Source organism: Actinokineospora cianjurensis, assembly GCF_003663795.1.
Classification (GTDB): Bacteria; Actinomycetota; Actinomycetes; order Mycobacteriales; family Pseudonocardiaceae; genus Actinokineospora; species Actinokineospora terrae.
In genome coordinates, this window is record NZ_RCDD01000004.1 from 476,546 (window position 1) to 498,109 (window position 21,564).

Consider the following 21,564-nt stretch of genomic DNA (forward strand, 5'->3'; position numbering starts at 1 on the left):
GACCCGGTGGCGTGCTGGCGCCATGTCCCGTTCTGGCCTGTGGACAATTCGGGGTGTTGGGGATGGGAGCGATCCGAGTCCGACGCCCGCCCGCCCCGGGCGTACACTTCCCCCGCGTCCTGTGGTCACCACTGGGCGACTTCGCGTGCCAGTGCGCGTCCGCGTTCCCCCCGGGTAACGCGGCCACCGACGCCCGGCGGTCTCGATGGTGTGGGAATCACCATCGGGTCCGGACGTCCGCACGGCACCAGGGCAGTGGACCCTCCGGGTCCACGGCGACAACCGCGACCGCGTGCTCGGCCCAACCAGCCGGGCGCGCCCGAACGAAGAGGTGCGTAACCGGCCATGGCCGTCGTCACCATGAAGCAGTTGCTGGATTCCGGCGTGCACTTCGGGCACCAGACCCGCCGCTGGAACCCGAAGATGAAGCGCTACATCCTGACCGACCGCAACGGTATCTACATCATCGACCTGCGGCAGACGCTGACCTACATCGACAGCGCGTACGAGTTCGTCAAGGAGACCGTCGCGCACGGTGGGTCGATCCTGTTCGTCGGCACGAAGAAGCAGGCGCAGGAGGCCATCGCCAACGAGGCCAAGCGCGTCGGGATGCCCTTCGTGAACCAGCGCTGGCTGGGCGGCATGCTCACCAACTTCTCGACCGTCCACAAGCGCCTGCAGCGCCTCAAGGAGCTCGAGGCGATGGAGCAGACGGGCGGGTTCCAGGGTCTCACCAAGAAGGAGATCCTGATGCTCACCCGCGAGAAGGACAAGCTCGACCGCACCCTCGGCGGTATCCGCGACATGGCGAAGGTCCCCTCCGCCATCTGGATCGTGGACACCAAGAAGGAGCACATCGCCGTCGGCGAGGCGCGCAAGCTGCACATCCCGATCGTGGCGATCCTCGACACCAACTGCGACCCGGACGAGGTCGACTACCCGATCCCGGGCAACGACGACGCGATCCGCTCCGCCGCGCTGCTGACCAAGGTCGTCGCCGAGGCCGTCGCCGCCGGTCTGATCGCCCGCTCCGGCGCGCGCAACGGCTCCGACAAGCCCCAGGGTGCCGCCGAGCCGCTGGCCGAGTGGGAGCAGGAGCTGCTGGCGGGCGCCGAGACCGCCGCCGCCGACGGCGAGCAGGCCGCCACCGCGGTCGCGGAGGCCACCGAGGCCCCCGCCGCCGAGGCTCCCGCGACCGAGGCCCCGGCCGAGTCCTGATCAGGACGCCCTGGCGGGTGCCGCTCACCCGCCGGGGTCCCACCCACGCGCGTACCCGAAGAAGGACGGAAAACGCACGATGTCGAACTTCACCGCGGCTGACGTCAAGAAGCTCCGGGACCTGACCGGCGCCGGGATGATGGACTGCAAGAAGGCGCTCACCGAGACCGACGGCGACTTCGATAAGGCCATCGAGATCCTGCGCATCAAGGGTGCCAAGGACGTCGGCAAGCGCGCCGAGCGCGCCACCGCGCAGGGCCTGGTGGCCGCTGACGCAGGCGTGCTGGTCGAGCTGAACTGCGAGACCGACTTCGTGGCCAAGAACGAGGAGTTCCAGGAGCTGGCCGACAAGGTCGTCGCCGCTGCGAAGTCCTCCGGCGCCACCGATGTCGACGCCCTCAAGTCGGCCCCGCTCGACGGGGGCACCGTGGAGGAGGCCGTCCAGGCCCTCTCCGCCAAGATCGGCGAGAAGCTGGAGCTGCGCCGCGCGGTGAACTTCACCGGCACCGTCAGCACCTACCTGCACCGGCGCTCCTCCGACCTGCCCCCGGCTGTCGGCGTGCTGGTCGAGTACAGCGGTGGTGGCGAGGACGTGGCCAAGCAGACCGCCCAGCAGATCGCGGCGATGAAGCCTGCCTACGTCACCCGTGACCAGGTCCCGGCCGATGTCGTCGCCAACGAGAAGCGCATCGCCGAGGAGACCGCCCGCGAGGAGGGCAAGCCGGAAGCGGCGCTGCCCAGGATCGTCGAGGGTCGCGTCAACGGCTTCTACAAGGACGTCGTGCTCCTGGAGCAGTCCTCGGTGTTCGACTCGAAGAAGACCGTGAAGGCGCTGCTGGACGAGGCGGGCGTCACCGTGACCCGGTTCGCCCGGTTCGAGGTCGGCCAGTCCTGACCCGCCCGCGGCACCTGGAGTGATTAGGGTTGTGCCCCGCCCTCGGATCCCCGAGGGCGGGGCATAGTCACGAGGAGGGGTCTACGTGACTCAGAACGGCAGTTTCCGCCGCGTGCTGCTCAAGCTCGGTGGCGAGATGTTCGGCGGCGGCAGGATCGGCGTCGACCCCGATGTGGTGCTGACCGTGGCCAGGCAGGTCGCCGACGTGGTGCGGGGCGGCGTGCAGACCTCGATCGTGATCGGTGGCGGCAACTTCTTCCGCGGCGCGGAGCTCAGCCAGCGCGGCATGGACCGCGACCGGGCCGACTACATGGCGATGCTCGGCACCGTGATGAACTGCCTCGCGCTCCAGGACTTCCTGGAGAAGGAGGGCATCGACACCAGGGTGCAGACCGCGATCACCATGGGCCAGGTGGCCGAGCCCTACATCCCGCGTCGCGCCGAGCGGCACCTGGAGAAGGGCCGCGTGGTCATCTTCGGCTGCGGGGTCGGCATGCCCTACTTCTCCACCGACACCGCGGCCGCCCAGCGCGCGCTGGAGATCGGCTGCGACGTGGTGCTGATGGCCAAGGCGGTCGACGGGGTCTACGACGCCGACCCGAAGACCACCCCGGACGCGAAGATGTTCACCGACATCACCCACCGCGAGGTGCTCGAGCGCGACCTGAAGGTGGCCGACGCGACCGCGTTCAGCCTGTGCATGGACAACAACATGCCGATCATCGTGTTCAACCTCCTGACGGAGGGGAACATCGCCCGCGCCGTGCGTGGTGAGAGGATCGGCACGCTGGTCAGTACGCCGACCGCGTGACCCCGCCGTAGCCGGTTCGCCGGGAGATGGACAAGGAGCCCCCTTGATCGACGAGACACTCCTCGACGCCGAGGAAAAGATGGAGAAAGCGGTGTCGGTGGCCAAGGACGACCTCGGTGCGGTGCGCACCGGCCGGGCGTCGCCCTCGATGTTTTCCCGGATCACCGCCGAGTACTACGGCTCGTACACCCCCCTCAACCAGCTCGCCAGCGTCGCCATCCCGGAGCCCCGGCTCGCGGTGATCAAGCCCTACGACGTGAGCTCGCTCAACACCATCGAGAAGGCCATCCGCGACTCGGACCTGGGCGTCAACCCCAGCAACGACGGCACGGTCATCCGGGTGGTCATCCCGCAGCTCTCGGAGGAGCGCCGCCGGGAGATGGTCAAGGTCGCCAAGACCAAGGGCGAGGACGCCAAGATCTCCATCCGCAGCGTGCGCCGCAAGGCCAAGGAGGAGCTCGACCGCCTGGTCAAGGACGGCGAGTCCGGCGAGGACGACGTGGCCCGCGCGGAGAAGGAGCTGCAGAACCTGACCGACAAGTACGTCCACCAGGTCGACGAGCTGGTCAAGCACAAGGAAACCGAGCTGCTGGAGGTCTGACCTCCACGGCACGGAAGAGGGATCGCGATGGTGGCCGGACCCGTTGGGGAGCTGGAGCATGACTCGGTCGGGGACCGGCGGGTGAGCGCCGAGGGCGCGGGTGGCCCGGCGCAGGCGCGGACTCCCCGCGCCGGGCGCGACCTGCCCGCGGCCATCGGGGTCGGGGTGGCGCTCGGCGCGGTCATCCTGACCTCGCTGCTGACGGTGCGGCACACCTTCGTCGCCGTGGTGGCCGTCGCGGTCGCGGTGGCGACCTGGGAGTTGGCCGGTGCGCTGCGCCGGGGCGCCGGGGTCGGGGTCGCGGTGTGGCCGGTGCTGCTCGGCGGGCAGGCCATGGTGTGGCTGTCCTGGCCGTTCGGGCGCGACGGGGTGCTCGCGGCGTTCGTGGTGACGATCCTGGCGTGCCTGCTGTGGCGGCTGCGCGGTGGCGTGACCGGGTACCTGCGGGACGCGTCGGCGTCGGTGTTCACCGCCGCGTACGTGCCCCTGTTCGCGTCGTTCGCGGCGATGCTCGTCCTGCCCGCGGACGGCACCTACCGGGTGCTGTGCTTCCTGATCCTGGTGGTCAGCTCCGACACCGGCGGCTACATCGCCGGTGTGCTGTTCGGCAAGCACCCGATGGCGCCGACGATCAGCCCGAAGAAGTCCTGGGAGGGCTTCGCCGGGTCGCTGGTCGCCGGTGTCGTCGCGGGGGCGCTCACGGTCACCCTGATGCTCGAGGGCCAGTGGTGGCAGGGCGTGGTGTTCGGCGCGGCGCTGGTGGCGACCGCGACCCTGGGTGACCTGGTCGAGTCGGTCATCAAGCGGGACCTGGGTATCAAGGACATGGGCACCCTGTTGCCCGGCCACGGCGGCCTGATGGACCGGATGGACTCGCTGCTGCCCTCGGCCGTCGTGTCCTGGCTGCTCCTGCGCCTGTTCATCCCCAGCTGACAGTCCCTCCGCAGCTGACGGTCCCTCCCCAGCTGACGGGCCTTTCCGCACCCAAGTCGGGAACGATGCCGGGCGGGGACGTGGGGGCGGGTGGCGGGAGGGAGTGACACTAGTACTAATCGTCGTACGGGTCGTCGACCTCGGCGCCGATCTCTTCCTCGGGGATCACGGTTAGCGCCAACGAGCGGTCGAGCACGGTGAACTCAGCGCCGGTGACATCTCTCAGCACCGCTGCGCGCCCGTACGGCGAATCGAACGGTGGCACGGTGATCCGCCCGCCCAACCTAGCCGCGAGCGCGGCAGTGGCGTCGGTTCCCACCTCTGGGTCTACCTCGAAGTAGACCATCCAGTACGGCCGCTGCTCCGCCGGGAACTCCGGGCCCATCCTGAGCCTGCCGAGCAGTTCGTCGCCGTTGAGGCGCCAGCTGGTGTAGTCGTAGGTCTCGCCGTCGCCGACCTGGGTCTGCTCGAAGCCGAACAGGGAGCGGTAGAACTCGTCCGCGGCGGCGCCGTCCCAGGTGTTGAGCTCGGCCCAGGTGAACGCGCCGGGGAACCCGGTGCCCAGGTCCCAACCGTGGTCCTGGCGCCAGAAACCGATCGGGCCACCGCTGGGGTCGGCGGCGATGAGCAGCCCACCCTGGCCCGGGATCTCCCGTGGTGCGGTAAGAACCTGCCCACCTAGGTGGAGAACGCGCTCGGCGGTGTTACCCGTGTCGTGGATCGTCAGGTACAACGTCCAGAGGCTGGGTTGCCCGCCTTGGGGTGTGTAGAGGCCCGCGACGGAGATGTCGTCCATGTAGGCCATCACGTAGCCGTCGTCGCCGACTCGGTAGGTCCAACCGAACAGACCTCGGTAGAACTCACTGCTGGCGGTCGGGTCAGGAGTGGCGACCTCGACCCAGCAGGGCCTGCCCGGCGTACCGTCCGGCACTTCCTCAAGGGCGCTGATCGCGTCGGTTGGCATCATGGCGACCTCCTCCCGCGTTCCCTGGACACTAACCCGATCGGGTGGCTTCGTCAGCCACCGCCGGGTGGTGATCTTCTCCGCGTTTGAGCAGGCGGCACGCGGGGCACCGGATGTGCTTTCCTTGCCGCATGGGCCTTGCGGGCAGGGGGTTGGTGGCGCGGGCGCGCGAGCGGTTGACCACCTCGCTGCGCTCGGTCCAGGTGCTGCCCAGCCCGAACATCTGGCACTGGCCCGCGGTGTACGAGGCGGAGAACCGCGCCCAGGACGTCGACGGCGCGGTGTGGGCGCTGCTCGACGGTCTCGCGGACTGGACCGGCGACGTGCTCGACGTGGGTTGCGGCGACGGTTTCCACCTGCCGCGCTTCGCCGAACGCGCGCGGACGGTGCTCGGTGTCGAGCCGCACCCGCCGCTCGTCGAGCGCGCGAACGCCAGGGTCGACGGCGTTCCCGGCGTCGCGGTGGTGCTCGGCTCCGCCCAGGACATCCCGGTGGTGGACGCCTGCGCCGATGTCGTGCACGCCAGGACGGCCTACTTCTTCGGCCCTGGCTGCGAACCGGGTCTGCGCGAGGCCGACCGCGTGCTGCGCCCGGGTGGCGCGCTGGTGGTCGTCGACCTCGACGCGGCCCGCCCGCCCTACGGCCGCTGGATGCGTGCCGACCTGCCCGGCTACGACGCCACCGAGGTCGACCGGTTCTTCGAGATCTCCGGCTTCGAGCGCCACCGGGTCACCACCCGCTGGCGCTTCCCCGACCGGGAGACCCTGGAATCGGTGCTGCGCATCGAGTTCTCCGCCCCGGTCGCCGCCCGCGCGATCGCCGACACCCCGGGCCTGGAGTTCGTTGTCGGCTACCGGGTGCTCGTCCGCCGCAAGCCCCGTGGGCTGATCATCGGCTGAGGTGGGAAAGAGCAGGACCCTGGATCTTTCCCGCGCGATTAGGTCCCGTAGTCGCTGCCGCCAAGCCAATCCCAGGTTCTTACATCGTCGTGCTGGCGCCATCGACAGCCTCACCTGAGCAAACAGCCGCGACGCCGGCCCGTCGCTACGGCGGTGTACCGCAGTCCTATTACCGCAGCAACTACCGCCCCTTCAGCTCATCGCACGCAACCAGTTCGCGATGCCGTCCGATGTGCGTGACGCGCTGAGCAGGGCAGCGGTGTGGGGCGCTGTTCGGGCTCCCGGGGACGGCAGCCCGAACCAGATGGCCAACGTGGCCTACCCCATGGATCCTGAGGTCCCTACCTGTCGCGGTGGCGCTAACACCAGCGATGTCGCGATCCCCGACAACGGCACGACGGTGACCTCGACGATCCCGGTGGGCGGTTGCCCGCCCACCGGTGGCCCCCGGTCGCGTCCGCGTCTACCTCGACCACCCGGACGTCGGCGACCTGAGGATCGACCTGCTCGACCCGTTCGGCCGGGTGTACGAGCTGGAGCAGGTCGGCGGGGACGACGGCTCTGGCACTGTCCGCCGGATCTACTCCGTGTCACCGGCAGGTGGTGACCGCAACGGCTCGTGGACGTTGCGGATCACCGACCTGGTCCGCGGTGACGTGCGGCGGCTCGACCAGTGGGTCGTGTCGTTCGGATAAGCGACTACTCGGCGTCTTCCTCGGCGGGGGTGTCCTCGCCGAGGAGCGCGTACAGCTCGCGGCGGGCGTTGTTGAGGATGTCCGCCGCGCGGGTCTTCTGGCTGGAGCTCGCGGCCTGCGAGACGGTCATCGCGGCGGCGGCGAGTTGGCCCAGCGCCTCGCGCAGGGAGACCTCGGTGCGGTCGACACCGGCGGCGACCTGCTCCCACGGCGGGGTGTCGAGCTTGGCCGCCGCGGCGGTCCCCTCCTCGGTGAGCTGGAACATCCGCTTGCCGCCGTCGCCCTCGGTCGCGGCGACCAGGCCCTCGTCGGCCAGCAGTTGCAGGGTCGGGTAGACCGAGCCGGGGCTGGGCTTCCAGAACCCGCCGCTGCGTTCGGCGATCTCCCGGATCATCTCGTAGCCGTGCATCGGCCGTTCGGTGAGCAGCGCGAGCAGCGCGGCGCGCACGTCGCCCCGCCTGCCCCTGCCGCGCCCGTGGCCCCTGCCGTGGCCGCCGAACCCGTGCCCCCGGCCGAAGCCGCCGAACGGGGCGCCGGGCGGGAACGGGGGCAGCGGCGGGAAGGGCGGGGTCATCTCATCCTCCGGTCCGAGGTCCGCGCCGAAGTCGGGTCGGCCGCGGAACGGGTGTCGGCGCCATGGTCCGCGCCGGTGGTGGTGGTCGTGTTCGTGGGTGGTGCGCATTCTTCTCTCCCCTGGGGTGGTGGTCGCGAACCGGTCGCTCGCGATAGCTCAACGATATATCGGAACATGTCGCGATGCAACGACCAATTTCTGTGCCATGATCGACGTGTGCGGCTGCTGCTCCTCGGGTGCCTGATCGCCCTGTCCGCGTGCGCCACCCCCGTCACCGGGGTCCCGGTCGCCGCGGACCCCACCCCGACCACGTCGGTCAGCGCGGACAGCCCGGAGGCCAGGTGGATGAACCGGTTCTGCGGCATGGGGAAGCTGATGGTCACCGCGGGGGAGACGGCGCAGGAGCCGATGACCTCGGGTGACCCGGCGGTGCTCAAGAAGCAGTTCCTCGACCTCACCGGCCGCCTCATCGGCGTGCTCGACGCGGTGCTGGCCGACCTGCGCGCGCTGCGCCCGGCCCCGGCCCGCGAGGTCGACCCGCTGATCCGGCAGCTCACCGACGCGTTCACCGAGTCCCGCAGGTCCATCGCGGTGGCCCGCGACGACGTCCGCGCGGTCGAGCCGCTCACCGCCGAGGCGTTCTCCGCCGCCGCGCAACGGCTCACCACCGCGCTCGGCGGGTTCGAGCGGGCGCTGAAGCTGATGCAGGCCGCCACGCTGCCGCCGCGGCTGACCGACGCCGCCGACGCCGCGCCCAACTGCCGCTAGCGGACGTGGGACACTGAGGTCGCCATGACCTCACTCCCGCTCGTCTTCGACGCACCCAAGCGCGGCCTGCCGCCGAGGCACCTCGCCGACCTCACCGCGCAGCAGCGCCGCGAGGCAGTGGCCGAGCTCGGCGAGCAGCCGTTCCGCGCCAACCAGCTCTCCACGCACTACTTCGCCAGGCTGACCGCCGACCGCGCGGCGATGACCGACATCCCCGCCGCCACCCGCGACCGCCTCGCCGACTCCCTGCTCCCGCCGCTGTTCACCGAACTGCGCGCGGTGACCTGCGACGACGGCAACACCCGCAAGGCGCTGCTCAAGGCGCACGACGGCACGCTCATCGAGAGCGTCCTCATGCGCTACCCGGACCGCGCCACGCTGTGCATCTCCAGCCAGGCGGGCTGCGGCATGGCCTGCCCGTTCTGCGCCACCGGCCAGGGCGGCCTGCAGCGCAACCTCTCCACCGCCGAGATCGTCGAACAGGTCCGCCTCGGTGCCGCCGCCATGCGCGACGGCATCCTCCCCGGCGGCCCCGGTCGGCTGTCGAACATCGTCTTCATGGGCATGGGCGAGCCGCTGGCGAACTTCACCCGGGTCCTGGCCGCCGTACACCGCATCTGCGACCCCGCGCCCGGCGGCTTCGGCATCTCCCAGCGCTCGGTGACGGTGTCCACGGTCGGCTTGGTGCCCGCGATCCGGAAGCTGACCGAGGAGGGCATGCAGGTCCGCCTGGCGGTCTCGCTGCACACCCCGGACGACGAACTGCGCGACACCCTGGTCCCGGTGAACAACCGCTGGAAGGTCGCCGAGGTCTTGGAGGCGGCCCGCGGCTACGCCGACAAGACCGGGCGGCGGGTGTCGATCGAGTACGCCCTCATCCGCGACATCAACGACCACCCGTGGCGCGCGGACATGCTCGGCAAGCTCCTGCGCAGGCACCTCGGGCAGTTGGTCCACGTGAACGTCATCCCGCTCAACCCCACCCCCGGCTCGAAGTGGGACGCGTCCCCGAAGCCGGTGGAGCGCGAGTTCGTCCGCCGGGTCAAGGCCCAGGGCGTGGAGTGCACCGTCCGGGACACCCGGGGCCAGGAGATCGCCGCCGCCTGCGGCCAACTCGCCGCCGAGGGCTGACCCGCTTGAAGCGGATGTAATACCCGGTTATACTCGGCTTGTGAAAACCGCGATCTCCGTACCGGATGAGACGTTCGCGCAGGTGGACCGGGGTGCGAAGTGCCTCGGTGTCACGAGGTCGGAGTTCTACGTCCGCGCGGCTCAGTACTACCTGAGTCACCTGGAGCAGGAGTCCCTGACCAACGACATCAACGCCGCCCTCGACGTCATCGGTGCCGACGACGACTCCGGTGCCGCGGCTGTCACCGCGGGTCGGGGTGTCCTCGCCCAGGCTGACGACGAGTGGTGATCGAACGGGGCGGCATCCACTGGGCCGAACTCGGTGAGCCCGATGGCTCCCGTCCCGCCAAGCGGCGCCCGGTGCTCGTCATCCAGGCCGATCCCTACAACACGAGCCGCTTGGCGACCGTCCTCGTCGCAGTCCTCACGTCGAACACGAACCTGGCGGCAGCACCCGGGAACGTGTTCCTGCCCGCCTCGGCCACAGCGTTGCCGCGGGACTCGGTGGTCAACGTGACAGCGTTGGTGACGCTGAACAAGAGCGACCTCACGGGTCAGGTGGGAGCCGTTCCGCTGGTCCTGATGCGGGACGTGGACGCGGGTTTGCGCAAGGTCCTCGCCCTCTGAGGCGTGCCGGGGACGCGACCAGGGGGTCGCGTCCCTCGGCGGTGGCTACTCGACCTCATGCAGCTTGCCCGTCGCCACGTCGAAGACGAAGCCGCGGACGGAGTCGGTGCGGGGGATGAAGGGGCTGGACCTGATGCGGGCGACGGACTGGCGGACGTCGGTGTCGAGGTCGCCGAACGCCTCGGAGGACCAGGCGGGGCGGATGCCGGTCTCGTCGCGGATGCCGTCGCGGAAGTCCTGGTCGGAGAAGGTGAGCATGCCGCAGTCGGTGTGGTGGATGAGGATGATCTCCTGGGTGCCCAGCAGGCGCTGGCTGATGGCCAGGGAGCGGATCTCGTCCTCGGTGACCACGCCACCGGCGTTGCGGATCACGTGGGCCTCACCCTCGGCGAGGCCGAGGACCCCGTAGACGTTGATCCTGGCGTCCATGCAGGCCACGACCGCGACCTGCTTGGCTGGCGGCAGCGGCAGCGGGCCGGTGAAGGTCTCGGCGTAGGTGGCGTTGTTGGCGAGCAGTTCGTCCGTGACGGACATGGTGGTCTCTCCGGGGGTGCGTCGGATGTGGACCATCCCGGGGGTGGCCGTCCGGGATGGTGTGGACGGCACGGCCACGCGGGTCAGTGCTCCCGCGCGGCCCCCGGACATGCCTCGTCGTACAGCCGCGGCCGCCGAGAGGGCCAGAACGGCTCCAGGTGGTTGGGGCGCATGGCCCACAGCCAACTGCTCCTGTGCGCACACCTGCAACGGACGACCACTGGCTGGGCGGTGGCGTAACCACCAATCCGCCCGCTCGTTTGCTCCGAACGCTAGCGCCGCCAGGACGTCCGGTTCTTGTGGATCTTCCACGCGACCCCGGCCAGCACCACGACGCCGATGCCGCCGAGCCACAGGTCCTCGGTGTGCCCGGTGTGGTTGCCGATCAACATGAAGAACATCGCCAGCCCGGTGAACACCCCGGCGATCAGCGTCCCCTTGGGGAACGACCCGTGCCAGCCCCACTCCGCCGACGGCTCCTCGGCGGGGGTCACGGTGCCCGCCGCGGTGGTCTTCCGCTTCTCCAGCTCCGTGTTCGCCACTGTTCCTCCTGGCCCGTAGTGCGCTGACGCGGGAATCCTCCCACACCCCGAACAGCCCGAGGGCGCCGTGGTGACCACGGCGCCCTCGGGTGTGACAGGTCTCGCTCGGCTACACCCTGGCCCGGCCACGACCGGTGACCGCGCGGTAGATCGCGAGGAGGATGATCGCGCCGAGAATCGACAGCAGCCAGGTGCGCAGGTCGAAGAAATTGCCCAGCCCGCCACCGAAGATCGCGTTTCCGATGAACCCGCCGAGAATGGCGCCGACGATGCCGATGAGGATCGTGATGATGATCCCGCCCGGGTCCTTACCAGGCATGATGGCCTTGGCGATGAGTCCGGCGACCAAACCGAGGACGATCCAGCCGAGAATGCCCATCGAAGCTCCTTCCACATGACCGCCGGTCATTTTCCCGGCGATCTTTCCGTGCTGCCGGTGAAGTGCCCGGCCCGCGCGAAGTTCACTCCTTCGGAGCGGAACTTTTTTCGGATTGCGCCGTTCGGCCCAACCTCTACCCAGGGTGGGTGTGACCACGATCGGAGGACATCACCCCGTGCTGGTTGCCGTCCGTGTCCAGTCATCGGGAACAATGGCGGTGATGACTGCATCCTTCGCGTCCGGCGGCCCCCGGCGCTCACTGCTCGTGCTCGGGTCGACCGGGTCGGTCGGCACCCAGGCGCTCGACCTCGTCGCGGCCAACCCCGACCGGTTCACCGTCGCGGGGATCGCCGCTGGCGGCTCCGACCCGGCGCTGCTGGCCGCCCAGGCCCTGCGCCACCGGGTCGCCGCGGTGGCCGTGACCAGGGCGACCGCCGCGTCGGACCTGCAGCTCGCGCTCTACGCCGCGGCGCAGGAGGCGGGCTACGACCGCGGTGGTTTCGCGCTGCCCAGGATCTTCGCCGGACCGGACGCGGTCACCGAGCTGATCGAGGCCGTCCCCGCCGACATCGTGCTCAACGCGATCACCGGCTCCCAGGGCCTCGCGCCGACCCTCAAGGCGCTGGCCTCCGGAGCCACCCTGGCCCTGGCCAACAAGGAGTCCCTGGTCGCCGGCGGCGACCTGGTGCTGGCCGCGGCCAGGCCGGGCCAGATCGTCCCGGTCGACTCCGAGCACTCCGCGATGGCCCAGGCGCTGCGCGGCGGCCGCGCCGAGGAGGTCGACCGGCTGGTCCTGACCGCCTCCGGTGGCCCGTTCCGCGGCCGCACCCGCGCCGAGTTGGCCGACGTCACCGCCGAGCAGGCGATGGCGCACCCGACCTGGTCGATGGGCCCGGTCATCACCATCAACTCCGCCACCCTGGTCAACAAGGCGCTGGAGCTGATCGAGGCGCACCTGCTCTTCGGCATCCCCTACGACCGGGTCGACGTCGTGGTCCACCCGCAGTCGGTCGTGCACTCCATGGTCACCTTCACCGACGGGTCGACGCTGGCCCAGGCCAGCCCGCCGGACATGCGGCTGCCGATCGGCCTGGCGCTGGCCTGGCCGGACCGGCTGCCCGGCGCCGCGCGCGCCTGCGACTGGTCCACCGCGGCCCAGTGGACCTTCGAGCCGCTCGACAACGACACCTTCCCCGCGGTGCGGCTGGCCCGCGCCGCCGGTGAGACCGGGGGCTGCCTGCCCGCCGTCCTCAACGCCGCGAACGAGGAGGCCGTCGCCGCCTTCACGCGGGGCGACACCACCTTCACAGCGATCGTGGACACTGTGAGTCGGGTACTCGACGACGCCACCGCCTGGCACGGCGCGCCGCGCGAGGTCGAGGAGGTGCTCGCCGCCGAGCACTGGGCCCGCGCCCGCGCGCGAGAGCTGCTCGCGGTGACTGCTGCCCCGCGCGCCGCCGCGGGGTCGGGAAGGGACTGACACGTGTTCGTTTGGCTGCTGGGGCTCGTGCTGTTCGCGCTGGGGATCTGCCTGTCGGTCGCGTTGCACGAGGCCGGGCACATGCTGACCGCCAAGGCGTTCGGCATGCGGGTCCGCCGCTACTTCATCGGTTTCGGCCCCACCGTGTTCTCCTTCCGCAGGGGGGAGACCGAGTACGGGCTCAAGGCCATCCCGGCGGGGGGTTTCTGCGAGATCGCGGGCATGACCGCCCTCGACCCGGTGACCCAGGAGGAGGCGCCGCGCGCGATGTGGCGCTACGCCACCTGGAAGCGCGTCGTGGTGCTGTCCGCCGGGTCCATCACGCACTTCCTCCTCGGCTTCATCATCCTGTACCTGATGGCCGTCACGATGGGCCTGCCCAACACCGCCGACCGCGCGCTGGTCGGCACCACCTCGTGCGCCGCCCCCAGCCAGGACCCGGTCACCCTCAAGTACGCCGAGTGCGCCCCCGGCTCGGTCTCGCCCGCGGCCGCGGCGGGCATCCAGGCCGGTGACGAGATCGTCAGCCTCAACGGGCAGCCGGTCGAGAGCTGGACCCAGCTCATCGGCAAGATCCGCGGCTTGAGCGGGCAGAACACGTTCGTGGTCGAGCGCGACGGCGAGCAGCGCACCCTGTCGGTCGACGTGGCCACCGTGCAGCGCGTCGGGCTCGACTCCAAGCCGGGCAGCACCGACAACAAGCTCGCCGACGTCGGCGCGATCGGCGTGTCCAGGGGCTCGTACTTCCAGTACGGCGCGGCGTCCGGGTTCACCGGCGCGGTGGTGTTCACCGGCGAGATGTTCGCCGCCACCTGGGAGGGCCTGATGCGCTTCCCGGAGAAGATCCCGGCGGTCATCAGGGCCATCGGCGGCGAGGACGACCCGGAGCGCCCGGTCAGCGTGGTCGGCGCCAGCATCATCGGCGCGGACGCCGCCGAGAAGGGCATCTGGGAGATCTTCGTCCTGATGCTGGCGATGCTGAACTTCTTCGTCGGCGTGTTCAACCTGCTGCCGCTGCTGCCCCTCGACGGCGGCCACATCGCCATCAGCCTCTACGAACGGGTCCGCGACGCCCTGCGCAAGCTGCGCGGCAAGGCCCCCGCGGGGCCCGTGGACTACAACCGGCTGGCAGGGGTGACGATGGTTCTAGTCATCATCGGCGGCGCGATCGTGCTGCTCACCGTCACCGCCGACATCGTCAACCCCATCCGGCTGCAATGACCGCAGTGCCAGACCAGTGAAGACAGCAGAGAGGTCCACATGCCCGACGTGATGCTCGGCATGCCCGCCACCCCACCGCCGGTGCTCGGGGAGCGCCGCAAGACCCGTCAGCTCCAGGTGGGGTCGGTCGGGGTGGGCAGCGAACACCCGATCTCCGTGCAGTCGATGACCACCACGGTCACCGCGGACGTCAACGCGACCCTGCAGCAGATCGCGGAGCTGACCGCGGCTGGCTGCGACATCGTCCGGGTGGCCTGCCCGTCGCAGGACGACGCCGAGGCACTGGCCGCGATCGCCGCGAAGTCGCAGATCCCGGTCATCGCCGACATCCACTTCCAGCCCAAGTACGTCTTCGCCGCGATCGAGGCCGGGTGCGCGGCGGTCCGGGTCAACCCGGGCAACATCCGCAAGTTCGACGACCAGGTCAAGGAGATCGCGCACGCCGCGCGGGACCGGGGCACCCCGATCCGCATCGGCGTCAACGCGGGCTCGCTCGATCCGAGGCTGCTGGCCAAGTACGGCAAGGCGACCCCGGAGGCGCTGGCGGAGTCGGCGCTGTGGGAGGCGTCGCTGTTCGCCGAGCACGACTTCCACGACATCAAGATCTCGGTCAAGCACAACGACCCGGTCGTGATGGTGCGCGCCTACGAGTTGCTCGCCGAGCAGTGCGACTACCCGCTGCACCTCGGTGTCACCGAGGCCGGTCCGGCGTTCCAGGGCACCATCAAGTCCGCGGTGGCCTTCGGCGCGCTGCTGCGCCAGGGCATCGGCGACACGATCCGGGTGTCGCTCTCGGCCCCGCCGGTCGAGGAGGTCAAGGTCGGCGCGCAGATCCTGCAGTCGCTGAACCTGCGCCCGCGCAAGCTGGAGATCGTGTCCTGCCCGTCGTGCGGTCGCGCGCAGGTGGACGTCTACAAGCTGGCCGACCAGGTCACCGCGGGCCTGGAGGGCATGTCGGTGCCGCTGCGCGTCGCGGTGATGGGCTGCGTGGTCAACGGACCGGGCGAGGCCCGCGAGGCCGACCTGGGGGTGGCCTCCGGCAACGGCAAGGGCCAGATCTTCGTCCGCGGCCAGGTGATCAAGACCGTGCCCGAGGCGCAGATCGTGGAGACGCTGATCGAGGAGGCCATGCGGCTGGCCGAGGAGATGGGCGAGCCGGTGGACGGCGAGGCCGGGGCGCCGACCGTCGTCGCGGTCGGCTGAGCGGGTGCGTGCGTTTTCCCGCGCGGCCGCTTTCTGGCACGCTTGAGTGGTGTTGCGGCTAGCGGGAGCGCGGCTGCTCGATGAGCGGGACGGTCAGGCGGTGCGCGCGGTGCTCACCGCCGACCCCGTCGCGTCCTGCATGGTCGCCGCGCGGGTGGAGACGGCCGGGCTCGACCCGTGGCGGCTCGGCGGTGAGATGTGGGGCTGCGACGTGCGCGGCCTGCGCGGCCCCGGGCGGTTGGAGGCGCTGTGCTTCGCCGGTCCGAACCTGATCCCGTTGCGCGGCAAGCGGTCCGCGTTGCGCGCCTTCGCCGACCGGGCGTTGCGGCGCAGGCGCATGTGCTCGTCGATGGTGGGTCCCGCCGAGCAGGTGCTCGGGCTGTGGGCCGAGCTGGAGGCGGAGTGGGGCCCGGCCCGCGAGGTGCGCGCCGACCAGCCGCTGATGTCGATCAGCACCGCGCCGCTGGTCGCCCCCGATCCCGGGGTGCGGCAGGTGCGGCCGGAGGAGCTGGACCGCTACCTGCCCGCCGCGGTGCGCATGTTCATCGAGGAGGTCGGCATCGACCCCCGGATCGGTGACGGCGGCGCGGGCTACCGGGCCAGGGTGGCCGAGTTGATCGCCGCGGGCCGCGCGTTCGCCCGGTTCGAGGGCGGCGACGTGGTGTTCAAGGCCGAGATCGGCGCGATGTCCGGCTCGGTCGGGCAGATCCAGGGCGTCTGGGTGCACCCGGACCGGCGCGGGCACGGCCTCGGCGCGGGCGGGACGGCCGCGGTCGTGCGGCGGTTGGTCAGTGGCATGGGTCGCACCGCGAGCCTGTACGTCAACGGCTACAACGCGCCCGCCCGCGCCGTGTACGACCGGATCGGGTTCACGCAGGTGGGGCAGTACGCCACCGTGCTCTTCTGAACGCCGCTGTGCTGTTCTGAACGCCGCCGCGTTGTTTCTGAAACTGCCTTGTGGATGGTTCCCGCCGCCGGGCCCGCCGGATTGGGCATACTGCGGCCGTGCGTGCCTCACTCCGTCGCCCCGCCGCCTTGCTCGTGGCGCTGGTGACCGTGCTCCCGCTCTCCGCCTGCGGCCTGTTCGGTTCCGACCCGGAACCACAGGACGCGGCGAACCAGTTCGTCGCGGCGTTCGCGGGCGGTGACACCGCGACGGCCGCGGGCCAGACCGATTCCCCGGAGTCGGCGCGGGCGTTGATGGACAAGGTGCGCGGCGCGCTCAAGCCGTCCACGGTGATGGCGCAGGTGAGCAAGGTCGACGTCGCCGAGGGCAGCACGAAGGCGACCTACCAGCTCACCTGGGACCTCGGCCGGGGCCGGTTGTGGACCTACGAGTCGGCCTTCGAGCTGCGCAGGCAGGACGACGCGTGGAAGGTGCACTGGGAGCCGACGGTGCTGCACCCGAAGCTCGCCGCGCAGCAGACCCTGGCCGTGGAGGACGCCGACGCGCAGTTGGCGCCGGTGCTCGACCGCGACGGGGAGCCGGTGCTGCAACCGGAGCGGGTGGTCTCGGTGCTGTTCGAGCCCGCGAAGGCGGGCGACGCCAACGCGATCGCGGGGGAGTTGGCCAAGGCGCTGTCGGGTATCGATGCCTCGATCACCACGCAGAGCATCCTCGACGGCTCGGCCAAGGCGAGCGGGCAGCCCTACCAGGTGGTCGCGCTGCGCGACGCGGACTACCAGAAGGTCCGGTCGCTGATCTACGAGTTGCCTGGCGTCCGGTTCACCTCGTCGGCGCGGCTGCTCCCGGTCGACCGCAAGTTCGCCCCGACGCTGCTGCCGAACGTGCGCAAGGTCGTCGAGGAGCAGGTGCAGGGCAAGTCGGGCTGGCGGGTGCTCACCGTCGACAGCGCGGGCTCCGAGGGGGAGGAGCTGTTCGCGAAGGCGGCGGAACCGGCCAAGGCGGTGCAGTTGGCGCTGAGCAGGAAGGCCCAGAACGCGGCGCAGGCCGCGATCGCCGGTGAGGCGACGCCGTCGATGATCGTGGCGATCCAGCCCTCCACCGGCGAGGTGCTGGCCGTGGCGCAGAACGACCCCGCGGACAAGGAGGGCGCGCTGGCGCTCACCGGCCGCTACCCGCCCGGGTCCACCTTCAAGATCGTGACGGCCGCCGAGGCGATCTCCTCGGGCAAGGCCACCGCGGAGACGCCGCTCGGCTGTCCCGGCACGACGGTCATCGACGGCCGCGAGATCCCCAACAGCGGCAAGTTCGACAAGGGCGTCATCCCGCTGCGCAGCGCGTTCGCCTTCTCCTGCAACACGACCTTCGCCGAGCTCGCGCTGGCCATGGGGCCCGACGACCTGACCCAGATGGCCAAGCGGCTCGGCCTCGGCGTCGACTTCGTGGTGCCGGGGGTGACCACGATCACCGGGTCGGTGCCCACCGCGACCGGCAAGACCGAGCGCGCCGAGGACGGCTTCGGCCAGGGCAAGGTGGTGGCCAGCCCGTTCGGCATGGCAGTGGTCGCCGCGAGCGTGGCGTCGGGGTCGGTGCCCAAGCCGGTGCTGGTGCGGGGGGTGGAGACCAAGTCCGACGCCGCGGGCGAGCCGGTGCCCAGTGCGACGCTGGAGTCGGTGCGCGCCATGATGGCCGAGGTCGTGGCGAGCGGCACGGCGACCGCGCTCAAGCCCTACGGCGACGTGCGCGGCAAGACCGGCACCGCCCAGTTCGGCGACGGCACCCACTCACACGGGTGGTTCGTCGGCTACCGCGGCGATGTGGCCTTCGCGGTGCTGCTGACCGATGTGGGGCAGTCCGGTACGGCCGTCCAGGCGGCGGGCCGGTTCCTGGCCGCCCTGGGCTGATCGGGGGGTCGTAGGGTGGAGGGCATGTCCGTTCGTGCCCCGTTGACGCCCGGCGTGCAGACGCCCCGCCGGGTCGTGCCGTCCACCATCGTCCGGCCCGAGTACGTCGACCGACCCGCGCCCGCGCGCAACACCGACCCGTGGGTGCAGCCGCCGGAGATCATCGAGGCGATGCGGGTGGCGGGCAGGGTCGCCGCCCAGGCGCTGCAGGCGGGCGGCAAGGCCGTCAAGCCGGGCGCCACCACCGACGAGGTCGACGCCGTGGTGCACGAGTTCCTGCTCGACCACCGCGCCTACCCCTCGACCCTGGGCTACCGCGGCTTCCCGAAGTCGTGCTGCGTGTCGCTCAACGAGGTCATCTGCCACGGCATCCCCGACTCGACGGTGATCGAGGACGGCGACATCGTCAACATCGATGTGACGGCCTACCTCGGCGGCGTGCACGGCGACACGAACGCGACGTTCCTGGCAGGCGAGGTCAGCGAGGAGGCCAGGCTGCTGGTCGAGCGCACCCACGAGGCCACCATGCGCGCGATCGCCGCGGTGCGGCCCGGTCGCGAGTTCAACGTGATCGGCCGGGTCATCGAGAAGTACGCCAAGCGGTTCGACTACGGCGTGGTGCGCGCGTTCACCGGGCACGGCATCGCCCGCTCGTTCCACAGTGGACTCGTCGTGCTGCACTACGAGGACCTCACCGACCGCACCGTGATCGAGCCGGGGATGACCTTCACCATCGAGCCGATGATCACCCTCGGCGGCATCGACTACGACATGTGGGCCGACGACTGGACCGCCACGACGAAGGACAAGTCGTGGACCGCGCAGTTCGAGCACACGCTCGTCGTCACCGACACCGGCTCGGAGATCCTCACTCTCCCGTAGGGCCGAGCAGCGCCTCTAGCACCAGCCGCGCGACCGGCTCGGGGTCGGTCGCGACGGCCAGGTGGTGCAGGTCGGCCCGCGTCACCGGCCAATCGAGTGCCCGCGCCGCGTCGGCGTCTGCCTGGTGGTCGGTCGAGAGCCGGACGTACGCGGTGGGTCCGGTCCACTCCACGGTGGGCCGGGCTTCCTTGAGGAACACCAGCGGTACCTCGGGTGCCTCGTCGGTGATCTCGGCGCGCAGCGCCTCGTCGGCGATCGGGGCGAGCAGGTCGCGGTCCGACCACTGGGGCCAGCGCGGCAGCAGCCCGTCGCGGCTGCGCCCGCGCAGGGCCGCGTAGGCATCGGGGCTCCCGTCGCGCCAACTGCGGCCGGGCGTGGGCAGGTCGGCGTCGAGGTAGAGCAGGCACCGCACGTCGTCCTCCAGTGCCTCGGCGAACGCGGGCAGCAGGGGACCGGCCGCGCCGTGCCCGACGAGCGCCACGGGCCCGCTGAGGGCCTCGTCGGACAGCGCGTCGGCGAACGCGCCGATGAGCCGCTGGTGCACCGGCGCGGCGGCGACGCTGGGTTGCAGGTCGAGCAGGACGGTCGGGTGGCCGAGGGCGGCGAGGCCGTCGGCGAGCGGGCGGAGGCTGGCGGGCCCCAGGTACGGGCTGTGCACCAGGACTGCGGTGACCGCGACGACGGGCATAACCGAAGATGATGGCAGCCGGTCGCCGGTTGTGGGGAGGGGACGCGCAGATGGTGGGAGCGCTGCTGGTGGCTGGTACCACCTCGGACGCGGGCAAGAGCGTCCTGGTCGCGGGCCTGTGCCGGTGGCTGGCCAGGCGCGGTGCGCGGGTCGCGCCGTTCAAGGCGCAGAACATGTCCAACAACTCCATGGTCACGTTCGACGGCGGTGAGATCGGGCGGGCGCAGGCAGTGCAAGCGGCCGCGTGTGGCCTGGAGCCGAGCGTCAGGTTCAACCCGGTGCTGCTCAAGCCTGGGTCCGACCGCACGTCTCAGGTCGTTGTGCTCGGTAAGCCCGCCGGCTTCGCGTCGGCGATGTCCTACCGGGACCGCAAAGCCGAACTCATGCAGACAGTCCTGACGACTCTGGAAGGGCTTCGCGCGGACTACGAAGTCGTCGTGTGCGAGGGCGCGGGTTCGCCTACCGAGATCAACCTGCGAGCCAACGACATCGCCAACATGGGCCTAGCGCGTGCGGCAGGTCTGCCTGTGCTTGTCGTGGGGGACATCGACCGAGGTGGCGTCTTCGCGCACCTGTTCGGCACGCTCGCCTTGCTCGACGCCGCCGACCAGGCCCTGATCGCCGGGTTCGTGATCAACAAGTTCCGGGGTGACCCCGCGCTCCTGGCACCGGGGTTGACCCAGCTGCACGACCTGACCGGGCGGCGCGTGCTCGGGGTGCTGCCGTGGCGCGAGGAGCTGTGGCTGGACGCGGAGGACTCGCTGTCCTACCCGGCCGACGGCGTCGTGGGGCGGCCCGCGCCGCCGTTGGGGTCGCAGTGGCTGCGCGTCGCCGTGGTGCGGTTGCCGCGCATCTCGAACGCGACTGACGTGGAGGCGCTGGCCTGTGAGCCGGGGGTCTCGGTGCGGTTCGTGACCGAGCCGTCGCGGTTGGCGGACGCGGACGTGGTGGTGCTACCGGGGTCGAAGTCGACAGTCGACGACCTGGTCTGGTTGCGGCGCACAGGGTTGGCGGACGCCGTTGTGGCGCACGCCGAGCGTGGGCTGCCCGTGCTCGGTGTGTGTGGTGGCTTCCAGATGCTGGCGCAGCGGATCGAGGACCGGGTCGAGTCCGGGGCGGGCGTGGTCGACGGGCTGGGGCTGGTGGACGTCGACGTGGAGTTCGCGCGGGAGAAGACCCTCGCGCGGCCGACCGGGGTCGTGTTCGGCGAGCCCGCAATGGGGTACGAGATCCACCACGGCCGGGTCGTCCGCCGCGGTGATGTCCCCGGATTGGTCTCGGTGGACGACGGCGCCGTCGAGGGCGCGGTCGTCGGCTCCGTGCTGGGCACGCACTGGCACGGGTTGCTGGAGAACGACGCCGCGCGCCGCGCGTTCCTCAGGTGGGCGGCCGAACGGGCTGGTCGGGACGGGTTCCGCCCGGCCGACGACGTCGACTTCGCCGCGGCCAGGCAGGGGCAGCTCGACCTGCTCGGCGACCTGGTCGCCGAGCACCTGGACACCGAGGCCGTCCTGCGGCTCATCGACGAGGGAGCGCCGCCCGGTCTGCGCACTCTGCCGCCGGGTGCCTAGCCCCCGTCGGCCCAGTTGTCCACAACGTCCACGATCATCCACAGGTCCCGACCCGGAACTGGCGGCCGTGCTGGCGCTCCCCGACTCTGGACTGTGCCAGGTGTTCCGCGCTCGCCGGGGAAGGTCCACCGGGGAGCGTT

At 70.9% G+C, this 21,564-nt stretch carries 24 protein-coding genes; 18 read left to right on the top strand and 6 right to left on the bottom strand.

Annotated elements, in window-relative coordinates; genetic code table 11:
- Positions 1-345 precede the first annotated feature (345 nt).
- The 5 genes from rpsB (at position 346) to CLV68_RS24885 (ending at position 4,458) form a co-directional block, all read left to right on the top strand.
- Entirely contained in the window at positions 346-1,218 is an 873-nt protein-coding gene (gene rpsB, locus CLV68_RS24865; RefSeq protein WP_121393284.1) for a 30S ribosomal protein S2, read from the top strand.
- 79 nt (positions 1,219-1,297) lie between these two features.
- Entirely contained in the window at positions 1,298-2,113 is an 816-nt protein-coding gene (gene tsf, locus CLV68_RS24870; RefSeq protein WP_121393285.1) for a translation elongation factor Ts, read from the top strand.
- Positions 2,114-2,198: 85 nt separating this feature from the next.
- Positions 2,199-2,924, top strand: a complete 726-nt coding sequence (gene pyrH / locus CLV68_RS24875; RefSeq protein ID WP_092776524.1) for a UMP kinase — start codon at positions 2,199-2,201, stop codon at positions 2,922-2,924.
- A 43-nt stretch (positions 2,925-2,967) separates the two neighbouring features.
- The gene (frr, locus tag CLV68_RS24880; RefSeq protein ID WP_092776521.1) at positions 2,968-3,525 is read left to right on the top strand and encodes a ribosome recycling factor; all 558 of its coding nucleotides are present in this window, start codon (positions 2,968-2,970) and stop codon (positions 3,523-3,525) included.
- Positions 3,526-3,606: 81 nt separating this feature from the next.
- Complete coding sequence (locus CLV68_RS24885; RefSeq protein ID WP_121393415.1) at positions 3,607-4,458, top strand: phosphatidate cytidylyltransferase; 852 nt, start codon at positions 3,607-3,609, stop codon at positions 4,456-4,458.
- A 115-nt stretch (positions 4,459-4,573) separates the two neighbouring features.
- Here the strand turns inward: CLV68_RS24885 and CLV68_RS24890 are convergent, their stop codons facing one another.
- Entirely contained in the window at positions 4,574-5,425 is an 852-nt protein-coding gene (locus CLV68_RS24890; RefSeq protein ID WP_246010082.1) for a VOC family protein, read from the bottom strand.
- Between the two features lie 128 nt (positions 5,426-5,553).
- Between CLV68_RS24890 and CLV68_RS24895 the strand changes: the two genes are divergently transcribed.
- Together CLV68_RS24895 and CLV68_RS24900 are read left to right on the top strand one after the other, a co-directional pair.
- The gene (locus tag CLV68_RS24895; RefSeq protein ID WP_121393286.1) at positions 5,554-6,321 is read left to right on the top strand and encodes a class I SAM-dependent methyltransferase; all 768 of its coding nucleotides are present in this window, start codon (positions 5,554-5,556) and stop codon (positions 6,319-6,321) included.
- Between the two features lie 440 nt (positions 6,322-6,761).
- A complete protein-coding gene (locus CLV68_RS24900; RefSeq protein WP_121393287.1) occupies positions 6,762-7,016 on the top strand; it encodes a proprotein convertase P-domain-containing protein in 255 nt (84 codons plus the stop codon).
- A gap of 4 nt (positions 7,017-7,020) precedes the next feature.
- On the opposite strand, the gene CLV68_RS24905 is transcribed toward CLV68_RS24900, so the two are convergent.
- The gene (locus CLV68_RS24905; RefSeq protein ID WP_121393288.1) at positions 7,021-7,698 is read right to left on the bottom strand and encodes a PadR family transcriptional regulator; all 678 of its coding nucleotides are present in this window, start codon (positions 7,696-7,698) and stop codon (positions 7,021-7,023) included.
- Between the two features lie 108 nt (positions 7,699-7,806).
- Here CLV68_RS24905 and CLV68_RS24910 point away from each other — a divergent pair, with 108 nt between their 5' ends.
- Genes CLV68_RS24910 through CLV68_RS24925 form a run of 4 tightly spaced genes read left to right on the top strand, consistent with a single transcriptional unit; the run spans position 7,807 to position 10,116 of the window.
- Positions 7,807-8,358 (top strand): hypothetical protein, encoded by a 552-nt coding sequence (locus tag CLV68_RS24910; RefSeq protein ID WP_121393289.1) that lies wholly within the window; start codon positions 7,807-7,809, stop codon positions 8,356-8,358.
- A 24-nt stretch (positions 8,359-8,382) separates the two neighbouring features.
- Positions 8,383-9,489, top strand: a complete 1,107-nt coding sequence (gene rlmN, locus CLV68_RS24915) for a dual-specificity RNA methyltransferase RlmN (RefSeq protein WP_121393290.1) — start codon at positions 8,383-8,385, stop codon at positions 9,487-9,489.
- 40 nt (positions 9,490-9,529) lie between these two features.
- Positions 9,530-9,778: a CopG family transcriptional regulator gene (locus tag CLV68_RS24920; RefSeq protein ID WP_092776502.1), complete on the top strand. Its 249-nt coding sequence runs from the start codon at positions 9,530-9,532 to the stop codon at positions 9,776-9,778.
- Complete coding sequence (locus CLV68_RS24925) at positions 9,772-10,116, top strand: type II toxin-antitoxin system PemK/MazF family toxin (protein ID WP_092776499.1); 345 nt, start codon at positions 9,772-9,774, stop codon at positions 10,114-10,116. Before CLV68_RS24920 ends, CLV68_RS24925 begins: the two co-directional genes overlap by 7 nt.
- 45 nt (positions 10,117-10,161) lie before the next feature.
- On the opposite strand, the gene CLV68_RS24930 is transcribed toward CLV68_RS24925, so the two are convergent.
- The 3 genes from CLV68_RS24930 to CLV68_RS24940 all read right to left on the bottom strand — a co-directional run bounded on the left by CLV68_RS24930 (position 10,162) and on the right by CLV68_RS24940 (position 11,571).
- Positions 10,162-10,650, bottom strand: a complete 489-nt coding sequence (locus tag CLV68_RS24930; RefSeq protein ID WP_121393417.1) for a beta-class carbonic anhydrase — start codon at positions 10,648-10,650, stop codon at positions 10,162-10,164.
- 272 nt (positions 10,651-10,922) lie between these two features.
- On the bottom strand, positions 10,923-11,192 hold the full coding sequence (locus CLV68_RS24935) for a DUF2631 domain-containing protein (RefSeq protein WP_092776496.1): 270 nt from the start codon (positions 11,190-11,192) through the stop codon (positions 10,923-10,925).
- A gap of 109 nt (positions 11,193-11,301) precedes the next feature.
- On the bottom strand, positions 11,302-11,571 hold the full coding sequence (locus CLV68_RS24940) for a GlsB/YeaQ/YmgE family stress response membrane protein (RefSeq protein ID WP_092776493.1): 270 nt from the start codon (positions 11,569-11,571) through the stop codon (positions 11,302-11,304).
- A gap of 211 nt (positions 11,572-11,782) precedes the next feature.
- On the opposite strand from CLV68_RS24940, the gene dxr reads away from it, so the two are divergent.
- From dxr to map, 6 genes are all read left to right on the top strand, one after another.
- On the top strand, positions 11,783-13,051 hold the full coding sequence (gene dxr / locus CLV68_RS24945; RefSeq protein WP_121393291.1) for a 1-deoxy-D-xylulose-5-phosphate reductoisomerase: 1,269 nt from the start codon (positions 11,783-11,785) through the stop codon (positions 13,049-13,051).
- Between the two features lie 3 nt (positions 13,052-13,054).
- Positions 13,055-14,272: a M50 family metallopeptidase gene (locus CLV68_RS24950; RefSeq protein WP_121393292.1), complete on the top strand. Its 1,218-nt coding sequence runs from the start codon at positions 13,055-13,057 to the stop codon at positions 14,270-14,272.
- 39 nt (positions 14,273-14,311) lie between these two features.
- Positions 14,312-15,475: a flavodoxin-dependent (E)-4-hydroxy-3-methylbut-2-enyl-diphosphate synthase gene (gene ispG / locus CLV68_RS24955; RefSeq protein WP_092776484.1), complete on the top strand. Its 1,164-nt coding sequence runs from the start codon at positions 14,312-14,314 to the stop codon at positions 15,473-15,475.
- Positions 15,476-15,524: 49 nt separating this feature from the next.
- Positions 15,525-16,382 (top strand): GNAT family N-acetyltransferase, encoded by an 858-nt coding sequence (locus CLV68_RS24960; protein ID WP_121393418.1) that lies wholly within the window; start codon positions 15,525-15,527, stop codon positions 16,380-16,382.
- Between the two features lie 98 nt (positions 16,383-16,480).
- Positions 16,481-18,283, top strand: coding sequence for a penicillin-binding transpeptidase domain-containing protein (locus CLV68_RS24965; protein ID WP_121393293.1), 1,803 nt, complete (start codon positions 16,481-16,483; stop codon positions 18,281-18,283).
- 24 nt (positions 18,284-18,307) lie between these two features.
- The gene (gene map / locus CLV68_RS24970; protein ID WP_121393294.1) at positions 18,308-19,165 is read left to right on the top strand and encodes a type I methionyl aminopeptidase; all 858 of its coding nucleotides are present in this window, start codon (positions 18,308-18,310) and stop codon (positions 19,163-19,165) included.
- Here map and CLV68_RS24975 read toward each other — a convergent pair.
- Complete coding sequence (locus CLV68_RS24975; RefSeq protein ID WP_121393295.1) at positions 19,152-19,853, bottom strand: hypothetical protein; 702 nt, start codon at positions 19,851-19,853, stop codon at positions 19,152-19,154. The two genes, map and CLV68_RS24975, sit on opposite strands and share 14 nt — an antisense overlap.
- A 53-nt stretch (positions 19,854-19,906) precedes the next feature.
- Here CLV68_RS24975 and CLV68_RS24980 point away from each other — a divergent pair, with 53 nt between their 5' ends.
- Positions 19,907-21,424 (top strand): cobyric acid synthase, encoded by a 1,518-nt coding sequence (locus CLV68_RS24980; RefSeq protein ID WP_121393419.1) that lies wholly within the window; start codon positions 19,907-19,909, stop codon positions 21,422-21,424.
- The last annotated feature ends 140 nt before the right edge of the window (positions 21,425-21,564 follow it).

Bases quoted from the DNA above. Each gene is read 5' to 3' on its own strand.
- rpsB (WP_121393284.1), top strand. From the start codon at position 346: ATGGCCGTCGTCACCATGAAGCAGTTGCTGGATTCCGGCGTGCACTTC.
- CLV68_RS24930 (WP_121393417.1), bottom strand. From the start codon at position 10,650: ATGTCCGTCACGGACGAACTGCTCGCCAACAACGCCACCTACGCCGAG.
- ispG (WP_092776484.1), top strand. From the start codon at position 14,312: ATGCCCGACGTGATGCTCGGCATGCCCGCCACCCCACCGCCGGTGCTC.
- CLV68_RS24975 (WP_121393295.1), bottom strand. From the start codon at position 19,853: ATGCCCGTCGTCGCGGTCACCGCAGTCCTGGTGCACAGCCCGTACCTG.
- map (WP_121393294.1), top strand. From the start codon at position 18,308: ATGTCCGTTCGTGCCCCGTTGACGCCCGGCGTGCAGACGCCCCGCCGG.
- tsf (WP_121393285.1), top strand. From the start codon at position 1,298: ATGTCGAACTTCACCGCGGCTGACGTCAAGAAGCTCCGGGACCTGACC.
- dxr (WP_121393291.1), top strand. From the start codon at position 11,783: ATGGCGGTGATGACTGCATCCTTCGCGTCCGGCGGCCCCCGGCGCTCA.
- CLV68_RS24905 (WP_121393288.1), bottom strand. From the start codon at position 7,698: ATGCGCACCACCCACGAACACGACCACCACCACCGGCGCGGACCATGG.
- CLV68_RS24940 (WP_092776493.1), bottom strand. From the start codon at position 11,571: ATGGGCATTCTCGGCTGGATCGTCCTCGGTTTGGTCGCCGGACTCATC.
- rlmN (WP_121393290.1), top strand. From the start codon at position 8,383: ATGACCTCACTCCCGCTCGTCTTCGACGCACCCAAGCGCGGCCTGCCG.
- CLV68_RS24890 (WP_246010082.1), bottom strand. From the start codon at position 5,425: ATGATGCCAACCGACGCGATCAGCGCCCTTGAGGAAGTGCCGGACGGT.
- CLV68_RS24895 (WP_121393286.1), top strand. From the start codon at position 5,554: ATGGGCCTTGCGGGCAGGGGGTTGGTGGCGCGGGCGCGCGAGCGGTTG.